The organism is Nocardia sp. CA-119907, assembly GCF_050955995.1.
Classification (GTDB): Bacteria; Actinomycetota; Actinomycetes; order Mycobacteriales; family Mycobacteriaceae; genus Nocardia.
In genome coordinates this window covers 7,681,100-7,697,969 of the sequence record NZ_CP192091.1, presented here as the reverse complement: position 1 = coordinate 7,697,969, position 16,870 = coordinate 7,681,100, and the positions used below count along the sequence as shown (strand labels likewise).

Sequence of the window (16,870 nt, the reverse complement as noted above, 5' to 3'; positions counted from 1 at the left end):
GGCGGCTCAGTTGTGTCCGTGCAGTTCCGGCATGGGCGGTAGCTCGATGGTGTCGGCGAGCGGGTCGATGCGCAATTTTTCCAAGACTTCGAAGAACGCCTCGGCCGAGCCATACCGCGCGGTGACCTCTCTGAGCAGCCTTTCTGCGGGCATGTTCGAGTTCATGTGGATATCGTGACCTACCGAACCCGGTCTGAAACGCGCGTTCGCTAAATATTCGCTAGGTTGTCAGTTATTGAGCGGTCAACGACGGGTTCGCGGATGCATCGGCCTGCCCTGAGCTGGGCCGACTACGTCTGGGTCGCCAGCGCGAATGGCAGAACCGCCGGTGCACCGGCGTTCCGGAGCGCATGGGCGGCGACCGTGAGCGTCCAGCCGGTATCGGAGCGGGCGTCGACCAGCAGAATCGGCCCGTCGACCGAAATCGGGTCCGGGATCAGCCAGGAGTCGAACAGCCCGGCCACCCGGTGCGCGGAGTTCGCCGCCGACACCGGCGGCCGGTCCGGACGCAACCGCAGGGTGCCGAGGTCGCGGAGGCGACCGACCTCGGCGAGGCGGGCCGCGAGGGTGGCGGTGAGCACCGGATGACGGTGCGATTCGAGGGCCATGACCGCGGTCGGGCGAGTTGCCCAATTCCACTCGCGCAATACGGCGATGCAGGCATCGAAGACCGCATCCGGAACCGGATCGTCCGGGGCGTCGAGGAGGGCGCGCAGGCGCTGGCCCCACCCCAGGTCGGTGAGCCTGCCGAGTGCTCGTCCGGTCTCGGCGCCCTTGGTGATCTTGCCGGACAATGGGATGCCGAGCTTCGCCATCCCGGTCGGCCACTGTTTGCGCGGGGCCAGGTCGAGACCGGGACGGTCGAGTCGGGCCCGGGTCGCGGCGATGGCCGAGGAATCGATGGTGGTATCGAGCCGGGTGCCGGTGCAGTTGTCGCAGCGACCGCAGCCGGGCGCATCGCCGTCGAGCGCGGACAGTGCCGGGTCGTCGAGCTGGCGGCGCAGGAAACGCATCCGGCAGCCGGTGGTGCGCTGATAGTCGATCATCGCCTGCTGTTCGACCTCGCGGGCCGCGGCCAGGCGTTCGTAGCGTTCGGTGTCGTAGGTCCACGGCTGTCCGGTGGCGATCCAGCCGCCGCGGACCCGCCGCACCGCGCCGTCCACATCCAGCACCTTGAGCACCATCTCCAGCCGCGAGCGGTTCAGCTCGACCAGCGGTTCCAGTGCGGCCGTCGACATGGCCCGGTCGAAATCCAATGCGTCGAGTACTGAGCGCACTATGTGTTCGCGCGGAAAGGCCACGGAGGCAAAGTAACTCCAGATCCTGGTGTCCTCGGGTCCGGGCAACAGCACCACCTCGGCGCGATCGGTGCCGCGGCCCGCGCGCCCCACCTGCTGGTAGTAGGCGATGGGGGAGGACGGCGCGCCGACGTGCACCACGAATCCCAGATCGGGTTTGTCGAAGCCCATGCCGAGTGCCGAGGTGGCGATGAGCGCCTTGACCTCGTTGTTGAGCAGCGCCGCCTCCAGCGCCTCGCGTTCGGCGGTATCGGTCTGCCCGGTGTAGGCGGCGACATTGTGTCCGTGCGCAGTCAGCACATCGGCGAGATCGTGGGCGGCGGCGACGGTGAGGGTGTAGACGATGCCGGAGCCGGCCAGCTCGCCGAGGTGCCCGCTCAGCCAGGCGGTGCGCTCGACCGCGTCGTCGAAGTGGACCACCGACAGATGCAGCGATTCACGATCCAGGGTGCCGCGCAGTACCAACGGGGGTGGCAGGCCGATGGAGTCGGTGGGGTGGGTGGACGCGGCGTCCGTGCCGATCTGCGTCGCGACATCGGTGACCACCCGGTCGTTGGCTGTCGCGGTGGTGGCCAGCACCGGCACATCGGAGCCGAGATCGGCGATCAGCGTGCGGATGCGGCGGTAGTCGGGCCGGAAATCGTGACCCCAGTCGGAGACGCAGTGCGCTTCGTCGATCACGACCAGTCCGGCGTCGGCGGCCAGCTTGGGCAGCACCTGGTCGCGGAAATCCGGATTGTTCAGCCGTTCCGGGCTGACCAGCAGCACGTCCACCTCGCCAGCGGCCACCCGATCGTGGATCTCGTCCCATTCGGTGACATTGCCGGAATTGATGGTCGCCGCGACGACACCCGCGCGTTCGGCGGCCGCGACCTGGTTGCGCATCAGCGCCAGCAGCGGCGACACGATCACTGTCGGACCGCGACCCGCCCGCCGCAACAGCTTCGCGGCGATGAAATACACCGCCGACTTGCCCCAGCCGGTGCGCTGCACCACCAGCGCCCGCCGTCGCCGAACGATCAGCGCCTCGATTGCCGTCCACTGATCCTCGCGCAGCCTCGCTTCCGGTCCCGCCAGATCGCGCAGCAGCTCCTCGGCCCGCTCGCGCAGGTCGGGAGCTGTGAGGTCGATCGCTGACGTACCGGCCGCCGTGGTCATGCGCTCCATCGTGCCCGATGCCACCGACAGCGCTGCCGACCACCTTTGGTCCGGCGGATTGTTGATCTGGGAAAGGCACGGCATATCGACTGCCTCGCGCTACCCGATCGTCACGAGTTCGTTCCGCACAGAACGGTGAAATACCCCCGGGGAACGGACAATAGGGTGAGACGATAGCTCGGCACCGTGGGACCGCGCAGGAGGTAGCCATGACCAACTACGAGCCGCCGCCGGGTTGGTCTCCGCCCGGCTCCCAGTTCCGCAGCACCGGTGGGTTCGGGCGGACGCTGGTCGGCATTCTGGTCGGTCTGGTGGTGACACCGGTCGGGATCGGGCTGGCCGCGCACGCGGCGCTGGACACCCGGCAGTGGGTCATTCTCGGATCCGCGGCCAATCGGGCCGGATCGACCTTCCAGATCGTCGGTGGGGCGCTGCTCTTGCTGCTGGTCGCGGCGCTGGCCGCGTACTCACCTGCCGGGCCGGTGCTGGCCGGACTGGTCTGGGGTGTGGTGCCGGGATTCGTGTACTTCCTTTTTCCGGACGACACCTGGCGGATCATCCACGACGATCTGCCGGTGCTGTCCGATGAAATGCGGTTAGCGCTGATCACCTGGGTGACGAGCGGCTACGCATTCATCCTCGGCGTACTGCTGATCGGCGCTGGGGTAGCTGGCACATTGCGGCGACGCTGAAGAATTCAGGGCCGAATTGCGGTTGTGCGTACCGTCATTCGGCCCTGTGTCATCGGATCCGGGCTATTTCACCCCTTCACGCACAGGACCTGATGCAACGTCGCGACGATATCCACCAGATCGCTCTGTGCCGCGATCACCTCGTCGATGTCCTTGTATGCGGCCGGGATCTCATCGACCACACCCGCGTCCTTACGCGACTCCACCCCTTCGGTCTGTGCGATCAGATCGGCGACGGTGAACTGCCGCTTCGCCGCATTCCGGCTCATCCGCCGACCCGCGCCGTGCGATGCCGACTGGAACGAGGCCGGATTGCCCTTGCCGCGCACCACATATGAGCGCGTGCCCATCGAACCCGGAATCAACGCCAGATCGCCGGCACCCGCCCGCACCGCACCTTTACGGGTCACCAGCATCGGCACACCGTCGATCTCTTCCTCCGCCACATAGTTGTGATGGCATGAAATCGGATCGTCGAAACGCACCTCGCGTCCGGCGAATTCCGCACGCACCGCACCGCAGACCAGCGACAGCATGACCGCGCGGTTGCGGGCGGCGTATTCCTGTGCCCACGTGAGATCGCGCCGGTAGGCTTCCATTTCCGGTGTGCCGGAAAGGAATACGGCCAGATCGCGATCGGGGATATCCTGGTTGTGCGGCAGTGCGCGCGCGATGGTCATATGCCGTTCGGCGAGTTCCTTGCCGATATTGCGGCTACCGGAGTGCAGCAGAATCCAGACCGAATCGTGCTCGTCCAGGCAGATCTCGATGAAGTGATTTCCGCCGCCGAGCGAGCCGATCTGCTTGTGCGCCTTGGACTCCAATGCCTGCACGCCCGAATGCAATGAGCCGAATTCGGACCAGAAACGGTTCCAGCCGGTGTTGTGCCGCGCCAGCTCGCCGTGTGAGGTGGCGAACTGCGCCCCCAGCTCGGCGACATCGACCGCATTCTTATGCGCCTGGAAACCCACCGGTACCGCCGCTTCGATGCGCGAGCGCAACGAATGCAGATTGTCCGGCAGGTCGGCGGCGGTGAGGTCGGTCTTGACGCTTTCCATGCCGCAGCCGATATCCACGCCGACGGCCGCTGGCGCGACGGCATCGCGCATCGCGATCACCGAACCGACCGTCGCTCCCTTGCCGAGGTGCACATCCGGCATGACGCGGACGCCGTGGACCCATGGTAGTTGCGCGATATTTCGCAGTTGCCGCAGCGCGGACTGCTCGATGTCGTGCTCGTTGGCCCACATGAGCGTCTGCGCCCTCGCACCGCGCAGCTCGACGGGAAACATGGGGAACTTCCTTTCTCGTTCGGTGTGTTCCCCTTCAACGCTAGTTTCTCCGCACAGCCATCCGCACATCATTTTTCGCCGGTTACGGCTCTACGAAATCGGCGGCCAGGCTGCACAGTTTCCATGCCCCGCCGCGGATGCCACTGTCCCGGTGTAGTCGATGTCCTTGAAGTACTGCCGATATTTCGCGGGCACATCGGTGAAGGATTCGTGGCTTATCGCGGAAGAGGGTGTAGTCCGGTCTGTCGGTTTCGAGGTTGCCTGCACGGATTGCATGCTCGGCTGCACTCCTATCCGGGCGGCGAGACGTGCGCCGGGGACGAGCTATGCACCGTCGTTGCCATCGCGCAGGGAATGGATCATGCTCCGCAGGATCCGGAACGCGTCTGACTGCTCGGTCTCGGTCATGCCGGCCAGCATTCTGACCTCGACGGACCGGACCGCTACGGTCGCCTTCTCGAGGCTCCGTCGGCCGCGAGGCGTGAGGCGTGTGGGAAGAACCTTCCCGACGGGTGCCTCCGCGGGCCTGGTCACGTAGCCGTCTCGCTCCAGGGCTTGGAGCAGCACGTTCATCGTCTGCCGTGTCACGAACGCGCCCCGTGCGAGCTCGGAGTTCGACAAGCCCGGTCGTTGAGCCAGCAGCTCGAGGCAGGAGTAGTGCGTCACGCTCATCCCGAGTGGCCGCAGCACCTCCTCCATGGCTATGCGGAGGGCGCTCGACGCCTCTTTCAGCAGGTAGCCCAGTGACGTCTCCAGGTCGACACCGTCTTGACTCATGTCAGTATTCTGACATACATTGCGCATGTCAGAAAACTGACACAGACTAAGGAGCATCATCATGCCCGTCACCGGCCCCGACTTCATCTCACTCCAGGCACGCGACCTCGACGCTTCGCAGGCGTTCTATGAGCGGTACCTCGGCCTCGTCCGCTCGCAGGCCGGACCTCCGCACGCCGTCGTCTTCGAAACGAAGCCGATCGCGTTCGCACTCCGCGACGTCGTTCCCGGCACCGATCTCGCATCCGTTGCTCGGCCCGGCATCGGTGCCGCGATCTGGCTCCACGCCACAGACGTCCAGGCCATTCACGATGCTCTCGTCGCCGACGGGCACACCATCGTCTCCGCACCGATCGACGGCCCCTTCGGTCGGACATTCACCTTCGCCGACCCCGACGGCTACCAGGTCACTCTCCACGACCGCGCCTGATAGGCCCGCAATTGTCGCTGATCACGCGGCACAGTCGGGAGACGATTGTGCGAAACCGTTCGCTTTTCGAGATCTGGATACTGATGAGCGTCCGACGGCTTTTCAGTTCGGGTAGGTACGCGCGGCGTTTCCGTTCGCGATCGCGATGACGAGCCGCTCGGCGTCGCCGGACGTAATGACGTCTTCGGCGATCCACTCGTCGAGCAGACGGCCGAGACCGCGGCGCCACAGCACCGCGCCGAGGTAGTGCAGTTCCGGAAGTCCGTAGCCGTCCGAGGAGTAGAGCATCGAACGGAACGGGGCGAGCTCGAGTGTTTCCGCGAGCACTGCCGCGGCCCGCTGCCCCACATAGGGAATCGTCAGACCGAGGTCGAGATGCACGTGGTCGAAGGCGTGCGCGAGATAGGCCGCGTTGCGGTGGAAGGGCCAGCAGTGCAGCAGTACGACCGATGTTCCCGAGCCCGCCGTGGCCCGCAGGAAGTCGGTCAGCAGCAATGGATCCGCGTGCCGCAGTCGCAGATCGGCATCCCCGAAACCGGTGTGGAACTGCAGGGGCAGGCCGAATTCCCCGCTGATGCGGGCACCGAGTCCGACCAGCCAGCCCAGGGTCGCCGGATCGGTGAGGCGGCGTTCGAGGGTGACTTCATCGGGCGGGGTATCGGTGCGCGGGAAGTCGAGTCCGCAGCGGTAGGCCGCGATTGTCTTGAGGCCGACGGCATTTCGGACCCGCCCACGCAGGGCGGTCTCGATATCCTCGAACGGCGTCGTCTCCACCCCGACTTCGGCGATCACCTGTTCGGCGAGGTGTTCGAGTCGGACGATCTCGCGCACCTCACCGTCGGCAACCGCCGCGAATTCCGCTCGTCCGCCGCCGAATCCGGTGTCGAGGAACCAGCGGGTGACGCCGGTGGCGCGCAGTAGCCGGGTGGTGGTTTCACGCCAGCCGAGTTCGGCGCGGCGGCCCAGATACCGCTCCGGATCCGCATGCGGTTCCAGATCGAGAACCGGCGCGCACCAACGCCTTACCGCGAGACCGAGCGCCGAATCGAAACTGCCGCGTTGCCCTTCGCCGAGCAGCCGCTCGAAACCGGGCCGGTCCAGATCGGCGGCCACAACGCCGTGACAGTGGTGATCGGTGAGCGCGATGCCATCGGTGAGCACGCTAGAACCGCCACCGGGTCAGCTCGACCACCTTGGCCGGGCTGATATCCCGATAGCGTTCGGCCTCTGCGCGGCGCACGGTGAGCAGGGCATCGTGCAATTCGACGCCGAGCGCCTCGGCGAGCACCTTGGAATCCGCGAGTGCGTCGGCGGCTTCCATGGAGCTGGTCGGCAGCCGCCGCACACCGGAGAGCATGAGTTGTTCCGCATCGAATCCCACCGGATCGCCAGTGATCTCGGCGGGCAGCCGCAGTTCTTCGGCGACGCCGGCGAGCCCGGCGGCAATGACCGTGCCGACGATCAGATACGGATTACCGGTCGCGTCGAAACATTTGATCTCGGCATTGGCCGCCCATTCCTCGGTGCCCTGCACGCCGGTGATGAAGCGCAGGGCGGACTCCCTGGTCTCCCGGCCCCAGCATTGCCAGATCCCGGCCCAGCGCGAGGGCTGCAGCCGCAGGAAGCTCGCCGGATTGCCCGCCCCGATCGCCACCAGTGCGGGCAGTTCGCGTAGCACACCGGCCAGGAATGCCTCGCCGACGCCCCGCATGCCGTACGGCCCGTCGCCACCGGCGAACAGCGGCCCCTGCTCGTCCTGGAGCGAAAAATGCAGGTGCGCACCGGAACCCGCACCGCCGGGCTCGATACACGGCGCCAGCAGCGCGCGCCAGCCGTATTGCGCGCTCACCTGCCGGATGGTGTGCCGGAGCAGGACCACGTCATCGGCCGCGGCCACCGGATCGTTGGGTGCGACCGACAGCTCCATTTGCGCGAGCGCGTATTCCGGATGGAACTGATCGACCGCGATCTCCTGGCGTTCCAATGCCGCGACCAGATCGCTGGCGTACTCGGCCACCTGGCTCAAGCGGATCATGCCGTAGGCGGGTCCGTATACCGCTGGGACGAAATCGTTTTCGGCATCCGCGCGCCCGAGCGCCCATTCCGTCTCGAAGGACATCGATAGCCGCAGGCCCGACTCCTGCGCCGCCTGGGTCTGCCGGGTCGCGAACGCGCGCTGGCAGGCGACGAAGCGGGTGCCGTCCTGGGTGTACTTATCGGCGGGCGCCCAGGCCCAGCCCGGCTGACAGGCCAGTTCGGTCAGCCGGGACAGGTCCGGGATCAGGCGCAGATCGCCGTCGGGTCCGCCGAGATATCGGCCGACCGACATCAGATCGTCGAAGGTGAAGGTCTCGAAACAGGGGGAGACGCCGATCCCATATTTGGCGGCCTGCGCCAGCCGCCCCTTCGGGACCGTCTTCACCCTGGTTATTCCGGCATTGTCGACGAAGGAAAGCACGACCATATGGGCCTCGAGGTGTCCGATCAGCGCATCGTGGGCACCTTCGGCCGGTATCCGATCCGGCATGGTGGGCATAGTCCCAAGATAATCCGCTCGCGCCCGCAGATGGCGTGATAGCGCCGACAAGATCCCGGGAGGTCATTGATGGTCACTCGTCCGGTTCCTCGACCTCGTCGCGCTCCATATCGGCCAGCTGGCTGCGGGTGTTGAGGAGTTCGGTGGCTACCTCGCTGGACGGGGCCGTTTCGGCCAGTTCTTCCAGTTCCGCGAGTAGTCCGCGCATCGTCGCCAGCCATGGCCGATCGGATGCCGAACCGCTGCCGTAGAGCTGTAGCCAGGCCGCCGAGCGCAGGCATTTGGCTCGGGGGCCGATGCGACCGAGGCCGCCCCACAGGTGCGCGGCGCGCAGGAAGGCGGCGACCGCCTGTTCGTCCTCGCCGCAGTAGTCCAGCACCGAGGCCGCCGACCAGGCCAGATCGGCCTCGAGTTCGACGCGGTCGGGATCGTTGTGGACCAGCCTGGCCGCCTCGACGAATTGCTGTGCGGCATCACGGTATCGGTTGAGTTTGCGCAGCGATTCGCCGTATTGGCGACGCACGAGCGCCATTTCGGCGGGTGGATAGGGCATCTCCCCGGCCGCGAGTGGCTGTTCGAACAGTGCGGCCGCCTCACCGTGCCGTCCGGCCCGGTGCAGTGCACGCGCGGCGACGAAGATGAGGTGTATCGCGTCCGCGGGCGAAATCGGTTCCCAGCGGGCCGCGGCGGTGAGCGCCGCGTCGGCCAACTCGTATTCGCGGCCCCGCTGCCCGGACAACGCCATGACGAGTTGGGAGCTCAGGCGCGCGAGATGTTCGGCGGGCAGTGCGGTGGCGCCGATCGAGAGTGCCTGGCGCAGATACTGTTCGGCGTCCTGTGGATAGTCGACCAGTCGTACCGCGGCCAGTTCGGCCAGTTGCAGCGCGTCCTCGGCTTGTTCCTCGGATGTCGCGGTGACAGCCGGTACCACGGCGGCGACCTTGCGCGGCAAGGTATTGCGCACACCGAGTGGAAGACGCTCGACCAGCGGCTGTTGCGCGAGGCGGGCCGCGACCCGATCGCCGACCACGGTATTGCCATTGCGAGCATCGTAACGTGCGGTGAGCTCGCCGATTTCGACGGTGAGCTCGGCATACACCGAATCCACTGTGCCCCGCCCGATTTCGAGCGCGCCGAGATCCAACTCCGTCAGCCGCCGCAACAGCACACCGACACCCGATATGAAGGCCAGCCGGATGGCGGCGTCCGCGCCAGGATCGGTCAGCCACGCCGTGTGTTCGGACAGGATCTCCAGACCGCGCGCCTCGTTCCCGGTCAACGCGCAGAATTCGATGTGCTCACCCACCGAGCGCCGCAGATCCGGAACATGGCGCACCAGGGGATAACCCGTCAAATGCGCACCGCGCGCCTCGGCGATGCGACCGGCGCGCACCATCGGCAGCAATGCGTGCCCGAGCACCCGGTGCGGTTCCTCGGCGCAGCTGCGCGTTCCATCGATGACCGGGCGCCAGCACTCGAGTGCGGCCTCGTGGTCGCCGGCCTGGGCATAATTGGTGCCCCACTGGTTGCGTTCACAGGCATCGCAATCGGACATGCTGTCGCGCGCTGCCGCGCGGGCCGCGTCGAGCAGCTCCGCGGCCGCGTCGTGGTCACCGAGTTCGCGGGCCAGGTCCGAGCGCAGCGCGAGCACCGGACGAGCGCTGTATCCCCGCTGCCGATAGCGACTTTCGAGTTCGTCGAGCCAGCGGTAGGTGGTGTGCAGCGGTACGGCGGGATTGTCGATCAGACCCCAGGTCAGCCATTTCAGATACCAGTGCACCGAATGCGTCATCCCGCCGAGTTCGGCGGGGAAGTCATCGTAGATCCGCAGTAGCCTGCCATAGGCCACCGGAGCGAGATCTCGTTCACCCGCATAGGCATACGCCTTGGCCAGCTCCAAAAGGACACTGCCCTCCAGTGCCCGGTCCGGACCCGACTTCGCGGCGGCGGCCAGGGTTTCCAGGCGTTCGGCGCGGCCGCGACCGTGCGGCAGCGAACGGCTCTGCGCCAGCGCCGCCTGGATCTCGGAGGTCTCCATCTCAGGCCTCCTCCGCGGTCTCGCCCGCCGCGTGCCTGGTCGCCCAGGTGAGGAATTCGCCGAACGCGCGATTGAGCAGCGCGGTATCGGCCGGTCGCAGCGGCCGGTGCGTCATCAGCAACGCCTGGCCATAGAGGGATTCGATGGCCGTCTTCAGGAAGGCGGGATCGTCGATGCGGCTCAGCCTGCGCACCACCGGACTGTGGTGGTTCAACACCAACTGTGCCCGGGGCGCGCTCGCTTCCAGTGCACCGAGGATCTCGGTCCAGAGTTCGTCGGCGCCGACCGTGGTCTCGACCCGGGTTCGCTCATTGCGCGCGCCGCGACTGTCCAGATGCAGCGCGGGCACCGAAACCGGGTGGAACGCACGCAGAATCACATCGCAGGACAGCGGATCCAGGGCCGTGCGGGCGGCGGCGAGCACCGGGGCCAGCGCCAGTTCGTCGGGCGGATCCACCGGGTCGAGGGCGTTGGTGACCGCGGCCGCGTCCAGTTCGGTGACCGTGACGTCGGGCAGGATCGCGGGCAGCAGAGCGACGAGTTCGGCATCGTAGGTGTAGCCGCCGTTGACGACCCCGATGCCCTGTGCGGCCGCGATGGCGGCCACCTGGCGGAATTCCTCGACCGTTGCCGTCACCCGCACCGCGGGATGGTTGCGTGCGAATTCGGTCAGCGGGACCCGGCCATCGGTCGTCTCGAACAGCAAGTGCGGCACCATGATCCGCAGCATGTCAGGGGAGTGCCTGGCCATCGCCTTGACGCCGAGCGCGTGCACGGACAGGAACGCGGCCAGCCGCTCGGGCTGTTCGGCGGCGATTTCGGTGAGCCAGTCCCGAATTCGATTCCCGAGGGTGTCGCGAATGATCGCGAGGCGTTCGTCTTCGTAGAGTCCCTCGCGTGAGGCGGTTGGGCGCAGGCTGTCGGTATCGATCACACAGCGCACGAAGAAGGCCCAGTCCGGCAGCAGTCCGCGCACCGCGTCACCGAGCAGCATGCCCTTGAGATAGACCCGGTGGGCGCTGGGATCGGCCGGATTGCCCGGCTGCGACAGCACGAAGGCGACGCCGCTGACTCCGGCCAGTTCGGCATCGAGTTCGATCACATCCAACGGGGTGAAGCCGAGCGTGCGCTCGCCGTATTCGAACAGCGCAGCCCGTCGCTGCGCCGGGGACGCATAGCCGCGCCGCCACACCGGCGGCCCATCGGTCGCGCGCAGTCCGGTGCCGTTCGCCTCGACCGTCACCTCGTAGGGCAGCAGCGAACCGTATTCACGGACCAGGTCGAGCACCCGCCCGGGTGTGAACCATCCCTGCGCACCGGCTCGTGGCGTGAGATGCACCGTGGTGCCGGGCTCTTGACGCTCCGCCGGATCGAGCCGACGCAGCGAATAGGTGCCGTCGGCGGCGGCCAGCCATTCGACGGGCGCGGCGGTCGAATCAACGGCCGAGCGGGTGACCACCCGGATGGTCTCGGCGACGGTGAAGCAGGCCAGTAGCCCGATGCCGAACTGCCCGAGGAACTCTCGGCGCGCGCCCTCGATATCGTCGCGCTTGGACGAATGCCCGATGGTGGCGAGGAATCGATGCACATCCGCCTCGGTCAGACCGATGCCCGGATCGGTTATCCGCAGCCCCGATTCGTCGATGACCAGGCGAATCGCGGTGGGCGCCGAGGCATCGCGCTGGGTGCGCGCGGTGACGGCATCGACCGCGTTCTGCAAAAGCTCACGGATGTACACCCGAGGACTGGAATACAAGTGATGTGATAAGAGATCGACGATTCCGCGCAGATCGACCTGGAACGAGTAATTCCCATCACCAATGCGGTCCGACCCCGACCATGCACCACCCGGTGCGCTGTTCACCATGGACCGAATCCTGGTGCGCGCCGCCAACAGTTCTCTTAACGAACGCTGATGGTGTTAACAGCCCGGACGCTTCGACTTTGGGAGTTTGCTTACAATCGCGTCGTAGGACTGATCGACGAGTTCACGCAGTTCGTCGTCGGACACTGCACCGCCGAATTGTATGACATTCCAGCCGTAGCGGCCGATGTAGGCCGATGCCGAGACGTCGTCCGGGTAGATCCGGACCAGCTCGTCGGCCTCCTCCCGATTGCGCCCGCACTCGAGCCCGATCGACATCGATCCGAGGAAGGCGAAAATCTTGTCGCCGACCTTGGCGACGATATCGCCCTCCCACGGCTCGTCCTGCCAGGCACCGGGTTTCGCCAAGCAGTACTTCAGCAGCCGCGCGTCATTCGCTGTCGCTCCTACACCGGCAGCAGGCGGGACACGACCGCGGTCAGCTGTTTGGCCGAGCGGCATTCGTGCATCTCGATCACCTCGCGGTACTTATCCGCGGCGGAATCGCCTGAGCCCCAATTGCTTTCCTTCTCCGGATTGAGCCAGTGCGCGTGTTTGGCGGTCTGCACCAGTTGGCGCAGCGTATCCAGTCGCGGGTCGCGGTAATTGGTGCGGGCATCGCCGAGGATCAGCAGTGAGCTGCGGGCGGTGACGGCATCGGGCCAGTTGGTGGCGAAGCCGGTGAGCGCATGGCCGTAGTCGGAGTGTCCGTCCAGGCCGACCACTTTGCCCTCGGTGAAGATGCGTGCCATGGCCTGGTCCAGCTGGGTGTTCGGATCGAAGAACCGGGTCACCTCATCGGTGCGGTCCACGAACGCGAAAATGCGCACCCGGGAGAACTGTTCGCGCAGCGCGCTGACGAGTAGCAGCGTGAAGTTGCTGAATCCGGCCACCGATCCGGACACATCGCAGAGCAGGACCAACTCGGGGCGCCCCGGGCGTGGTTTGCGGTTCACCAGGTCGATGGGCACACCGCCGGTGGACATGGATTTGCGCAGCGTTTTGCGCAGATCGATCTCGCCGCGGCGCGCATGTCTGCGTCGCACGGCCAGTCGGGACGCCAGTATCCGGGCCAGGCGCTGGGTGCTGCGCCGCAGCTCCGCGAGCTCGGTTTCCGAGGCACGCAGGAAATCGACATCCTCCGCCTGCCGCGCGACGGCATAGCTGGCGACGCGCTCGCGGCCGATATTCTCGGCCACCCGCCGATGGGTTTCCGCCTCCACGATGGCGCGGAATCCGGCGATGCGCGCCCGGCCGATCCGGCGGGCGACCTCGGTGTCGAATTCGCTGGTATCCGGTCCGGCGCCCAGGCCCGCCAGAATCCGGGCCAGCAGGGTTTCCGGCTGCACCTCGCGCAGGGTGCGGTACGCCGAGAAGGAGGGACCGCGCGAGGACTCGTACTGCCCGAGCTGCTCGACCAACTGCGCGGCGATCATTTCCAGCTGCTGCGCCGAATCCTCGCGGCTCAGCAACGCCGCGAGCAATCCGCGCAGTGCGGGCATGTCGATCTCGCCGGTGGGCGTGCGCGGAATCTCGAGGTCATCCGGTGTGCCGCCGCGCTCGCCGAGCGCGGCGGGGAACCACAGGTCGAACAGACCGTCGAACGTGCTGCGATGTGTGGTGCGGCGCAGCAGTGCGCAGGCCAGACCCTCGCGCAACACCTCGCGGTCCATCAGATCCAGCACCGACACCACCCGGCCCGCGTCCACCGTCTCCGAGGGGCCCACCGCGATGCCGCGCGCCCGCAATGCCTCGACGAAACCGACGAGATGCCCCGAAAGCCCGTGCGGCGCATTGATTGTGGGTGTCGCGGGCACCGATCCGGCCGCCATGATCAGGCCAGCTTCAGCTCGGCCAGCGCGCGCTGGTGGTCGGCCTGATGTTTGAGCACGACACCCAGCGTGGCGCGCACGGTGGTGTCGTCGAGATCCTGCATGCCGAGCGCGAGCAGGGTGCGTCCCCAGTCGATCGACTCGGCGACACTCGGCAGCTTCTTGAGCTGCATACCGCGCAGTACGTGCACGATCCGCACCAGCTGGGCGGCGACCGCGGCGGACAGTTCCGGAACCCGACTGGCCAGGATGCGGCGCTCGAGTTCTTCGTCCGGGAAGTCCAGGTGCAGGTAGAGGCAGCGGCGCTTGAGCGCCTCGGACAGTTCGCGGGTGGCATTGGAGGTCAGCACCACGAACGGCTTGCGGCTGGCGGTAATGGTGCCGAGCTCGGGCACGGTGACCGCGAAATCGCTGAGCACCTCGAGCAGCAGCCCCTCGATCTCGACATCGGCCTTATCGGTTTCGTCGATGAGCAGCACGGTCGGATCGGCGCGCCGGATCGCGGTCAGCAGCGGTCGGGAGAGCAGGAATTCCTCGGTGAAGACGTCGGCCTTGGTCTCTTCCCAGTCGTTTTCACTGGATGCCTGGATGCGCAGGATCTGCTTGGCGTGGTTCCACTCGTACAGCGCGCGGGCCTCGTCGACGCCCTCGTAGCACTGCAGGCGCACCAGTTCCGCGCCAGCGGTCTGCGCCACCGCCCTGGCCAGTTCGGTCTTGCCGACACCGGCCGGACCCTCGATGAGCAGCGGCTTGCCGAGCCGGTCGGCAAGGAATACCGACGTAGCCGTCGCCTTATCGGCCAGGTATCCGGTCGTGGCAAGCCGTTCGATCACATCGTCGACCGATGTGAAGATCGGCTCCTGCACTGCGCTTTCGGTAGCCACCCTTGCGTCCTTCCCTCGAAACCACCCTTCACGCTACGGCAGGCTCCGGAGCAGGCGCTCAGCGGTTCTTACACCGCACGAAATCTAGACCGGACGGATCTGGCCGTCGCCCCAGACGATCCACTTGGTCGAGGTCAGTTCCGGCAGTGCCATCGGGCCGCGGGCGTGCAGTTTCTGGGTGGAGATGCCGATCTCGGCGCCGAAGCCGAATTGCTCACCGTCGGTGAAGGCGGTGGAGGCGTTGACCATGATGGCGGCGGCGTCGACGCGGCTGGTGAATTCGCGGGCCGCGGCCAGCTCGCCGGTGACAATGGCCTCGGTGTGGCCGGTGCCCCAGGTATTGATGTGCTCGACGGCCGCGTCCAGGTTCTCGACCACCTTGAGTGCGATGTCGAGGGTGAGGTATTCCTCGCCCCAGTCCTGATCGTTGGCGGGTACCAGGCCGGGCAGGTCACCGTGCACGGTGACGCCGTGCCGTTCGAGTGCCTCGATCATCCGGGGCACCGCCGTGGCCGCGATCGCGTCGTCGATGAGCACCGTCTCGGCCGCATTGCACACGCTGGGACGGCGGGTCTTGGCATTGATGAGGATCTGCTCGGCCATCTCCAGATCGGCGGCGGCGTGCACGTAGACGTGGCAATTGCCGGTGCCGGTCTCGATGGTCGGCACCTGCGCGTCGCGGACCACGGCGTTGATCAGCCCGGCGCCGCCGCGCGGAATCACCACATCGACCAGGCCCCGGGCCTGGATCAGGTGGGTCACGCTGGAGCGGTCGTGGCTGGGCAGCAGCTGCACCGCATCGGCCGGGATGCCCTGTGCGACAAGCGCTTCCCGCAGCACCTCGACCAGCGCGGCATTGGACTGCGCGGCCGAGGAGGAACCGCGCAGCAGTGCGGCATTACCGGATTTGAGCGCCAGCCCGAACGCATCGACGGTGACATTCGGCCGGGCCTCGTAGACCATGCCGACCACGCCGAGCGGCACCCGGACCTGACGGATCTCCAGCCCGTTCGGCAGCGTCGACCCGCGCACGACCACCCCGACCGGATCGGGCAGCCCGGCGACCTGGCGCAAGCCGGAAGCGATCCCGTCGATGCGGGCCTTGGTCAGCCGCAGTCGATCCAGCAGCGACTCCTCGGTGCCCGCCGCCTGCGCCGTCGCGATGTCCTCGGCATTGGCCGCGAGCACGGTATCGGCCGCCGCGAGCAACGCATCGGCGGCCGCGTGCAGCGCCTCGTTCTTCTGCGCCGTGGTCAGCTGTGCCAGCACCCGCGAAGCCACCCGAGCCTTCCGCGCCGCGTCGTGCACCGCTTCGCGGATATCCTGGCCGGTCGTCGTCCCTACCGTCATAGGTGACAGCCTACTGACCGGTGCGAAAGCGGTTCCAGCCACGGCGCGAACCGGCGGCTCGTCCATACTTGCCGCATGGGACTCCTGCTGCTCTTGATCGTGGCACTGGTGGTCGTCGGCGTGGTCGTCGGGCTGGTCCTGCTCATCGTGCAGTCCGGATCTCGCAGACCGAACCATCCCGGACCATCGATGACACCGGGGTGGTATCCGGATCCGGCGAACCCCGGCGTCGTGCGCTGGTTCGACGGGCAGCAGTGGACGCCGCATACGCAGCCGCGGACGCACTGACCACCGACACTGCCCCAACGCGTCCCCCGGATCCACAGCGATCGAATCGGCTACGACGGATTGAGGTACCGGATCATCGACATAGCGGAGTCGGCGAGTTCCGACCGCCCGATCACGTCGACGCCGGTCACCGATTCATCTTCTTCGGTTGATAGCGCAAACCCAGTGCGGTCAGATCTTGCCCTATGAATGCTCTTGGGGGGATAGGGATTGCGTCCAATACTCGTGGCGTACCGCGTCCCACAACCGCGACAGTTCCGGGAACCGCTCGCGCATCTGCACCAAGTCGGGCGCGGTGGCCCAACTCGCGGCCGACATCAGCGGCTCCGAGTCGAAGAGGTTGCGTACCAGCATCATTCGGATGCAGTGGTAGTCGAGACACCAGAGCGCCTGCCACCCGTCCACTTCGGTGCGATGCTCGCTCATGCCGG

At 66.8% G+C, this 16,870-nt stretch carries 16 protein-coding genes; 3 read left to right on the top strand and 13 right to left on the bottom strand.

Annotation, left to right across the window (positions count from 1 at the left end; all coding sequences use genetic code 11):
- Window positions 1–6: 6 nt before the first annotated feature.
- Complete coding sequence (locus ACQP2D_RS34615) at window positions 7–153, bottom strand: hypothetical protein (RefSeq protein WP_433680143.1); 147 nt, start codon at window positions 151–153, stop codon at window positions 7–9.
- Between the two features lie 137 nt (window positions 154–290).
- On the bottom strand, window positions 291–2,456 hold the full coding sequence (locus ACQP2D_RS34610) for a RecQ family ATP-dependent DNA helicase (RefSeq protein ID WP_433680142.1): 2,166 nt from the start codon (window positions 2,454–2,456) through the stop codon (window positions 291–293).
- Between the two features lie 209 nt (window positions 2,457–2,665).
- Between ACQP2D_RS34610 and ACQP2D_RS34605 the strand changes: the two genes are divergently transcribed.
- Window positions 2,666–3,148 carry a hypothetical protein gene (locus tag ACQP2D_RS34605; protein WP_433680141.1) on the top strand — a complete coding sequence of 161 codons (483 nt, stop codon included), beginning with the start codon at window positions 2,666–2,668 and terminating at the stop codon, window positions 3,146–3,148.
- Window positions 3,149–3,216: 68 nt separating this feature from the next.
- On the opposite strand, the gene ACQP2D_RS34600 is transcribed toward ACQP2D_RS34605, so the two are convergent.
- Together ACQP2D_RS34600 and ACQP2D_RS34595 are read right to left on the bottom strand one after the other, a co-directional pair.
- On the bottom strand, window positions 3,217–4,440 hold the full coding sequence (locus ACQP2D_RS34600; RefSeq protein WP_433680140.1) for an RtcB family protein: 1,224 nt from the start codon (window positions 4,438–4,440) through the stop codon (window positions 3,217–3,219).
- A gap of 324 nt (window positions 4,441–4,764) precedes the next feature.
- Window positions 4,765–5,217, bottom strand: coding sequence for a MarR family winged helix-turn-helix transcriptional regulator (locus ACQP2D_RS34595; RefSeq protein ID WP_433680139.1), 453 nt, complete (start codon window positions 5,215–5,217; stop codon window positions 4,765–4,767).
- Between the two features lie 61 nt (window positions 5,218–5,278).
- Between ACQP2D_RS34595 and ACQP2D_RS34590 the strand changes: the two genes are divergently transcribed.
- Complete coding sequence (locus ACQP2D_RS34590; RefSeq protein WP_433680138.1) at window positions 5,279–5,647, top strand: VOC family protein; 369 nt, start codon at window positions 5,279–5,281, stop codon at window positions 5,645–5,647.
- A gap of 102 nt (window positions 5,648–5,749) precedes the next feature.
- Here ACQP2D_RS34590 and ACQP2D_RS34585 read toward each other — a convergent pair whose 3' ends face one another.
- The 8 genes from ACQP2D_RS34585 to ACQP2D_RS34550 form a co-directional block, all read right to left on the bottom strand.
- Window positions 5,750–6,808: an amidohydrolase family protein gene (locus ACQP2D_RS34585; RefSeq protein WP_433680137.1), complete on the bottom strand. Its 1,059-nt coding sequence runs from the start codon at window positions 6,806–6,808 to the stop codon at window positions 5,750–5,752.
- A 1-nt stretch (window position 6,809) separates the two neighbouring features.
- Window positions 6,810–8,183 (bottom strand): glutamine synthetase, encoded by a 1,374-nt coding sequence (locus tag ACQP2D_RS34580; RefSeq protein ID WP_433680135.1) that lies wholly within the window; start codon window positions 8,181–8,183, stop codon window positions 6,810–6,812.
- 73 nt (window positions 8,184–8,256) lie between these two features.
- Complete coding sequence (locus tag ACQP2D_RS34575; RefSeq protein WP_433680134.1) at window positions 8,257–10,221, bottom strand: hypothetical protein; 1,965 nt, start codon at window positions 10,219–10,221, stop codon at window positions 8,257–8,259.
- A gap of 1 nt (window position 10,222) precedes the next feature.
- Window positions 10,223–12,088: an HSP90 family protein gene (locus tag ACQP2D_RS34570; RefSeq protein ID WP_433680133.1), complete on the bottom strand. Its 1,866-nt coding sequence runs from the start codon at window positions 12,086–12,088 to the stop codon at window positions 10,223–10,225.
- A 54-nt stretch (window positions 12,089–12,142) separates the two neighbouring features.
- Window positions 12,143–12,454, bottom strand: coding sequence for an MmcQ/YjbR family DNA-binding protein (locus ACQP2D_RS34565; RefSeq protein WP_433680132.1), 312 nt, complete (start codon window positions 12,452–12,454; stop codon window positions 12,143–12,145).
- Between the two features lie 38 nt (window positions 12,455–12,492).
- Window positions 12,493–13,917, bottom strand: coding sequence for a vWA domain-containing protein (locus ACQP2D_RS34560; RefSeq protein WP_433680131.1), 1,425 nt, complete (start codon window positions 13,915–13,917; stop codon window positions 12,493–12,495).
- A gap of 2 nt (window positions 13,918–13,919) precedes the next feature.
- Complete coding sequence (locus ACQP2D_RS34555) at window positions 13,920–14,801, bottom strand: AAA family ATPase (RefSeq protein ID WP_354960336.1); 882 nt, start codon at window positions 14,799–14,801, stop codon at window positions 13,920–13,922.
- Window positions 14,802–14,885: 84 nt separating this feature from the next.
- Window positions 14,886–16,151: a glutamate-5-semialdehyde dehydrogenase gene (locus ACQP2D_RS34550; RefSeq protein ID WP_433680130.1), complete on the bottom strand. Its 1,266-nt coding sequence runs from the start codon at window positions 16,149–16,151 to the stop codon at window positions 14,886–14,888.
- Between the two features lie 75 nt (window positions 16,152–16,226).
- On the opposite strand from ACQP2D_RS34550, the gene ACQP2D_RS34545 reads away from it, so the two are divergent.
- Window positions 16,227–16,439 carry a DUF2510 domain-containing protein gene (locus tag ACQP2D_RS34545; protein ID WP_433680129.1) on the top strand — a complete coding sequence of 71 codons (213 nt, stop codon included), beginning with the start codon at window positions 16,227–16,229 and terminating at the stop codon, window positions 16,437–16,439.
- 183 nt (window positions 16,440–16,622) lie between these two features.
- On the opposite strand, the gene ACQP2D_RS34540 is transcribed toward ACQP2D_RS34545, so the two are convergent.
- Window positions 16,623–16,865, bottom strand: a complete 243-nt coding sequence (locus ACQP2D_RS34540; RefSeq protein WP_433680128.1) for a hypothetical protein — start codon at window positions 16,863–16,865, stop codon at window positions 16,623–16,625.
- Window positions 16,866–16,870 lie beyond the last annotated feature (5 nt).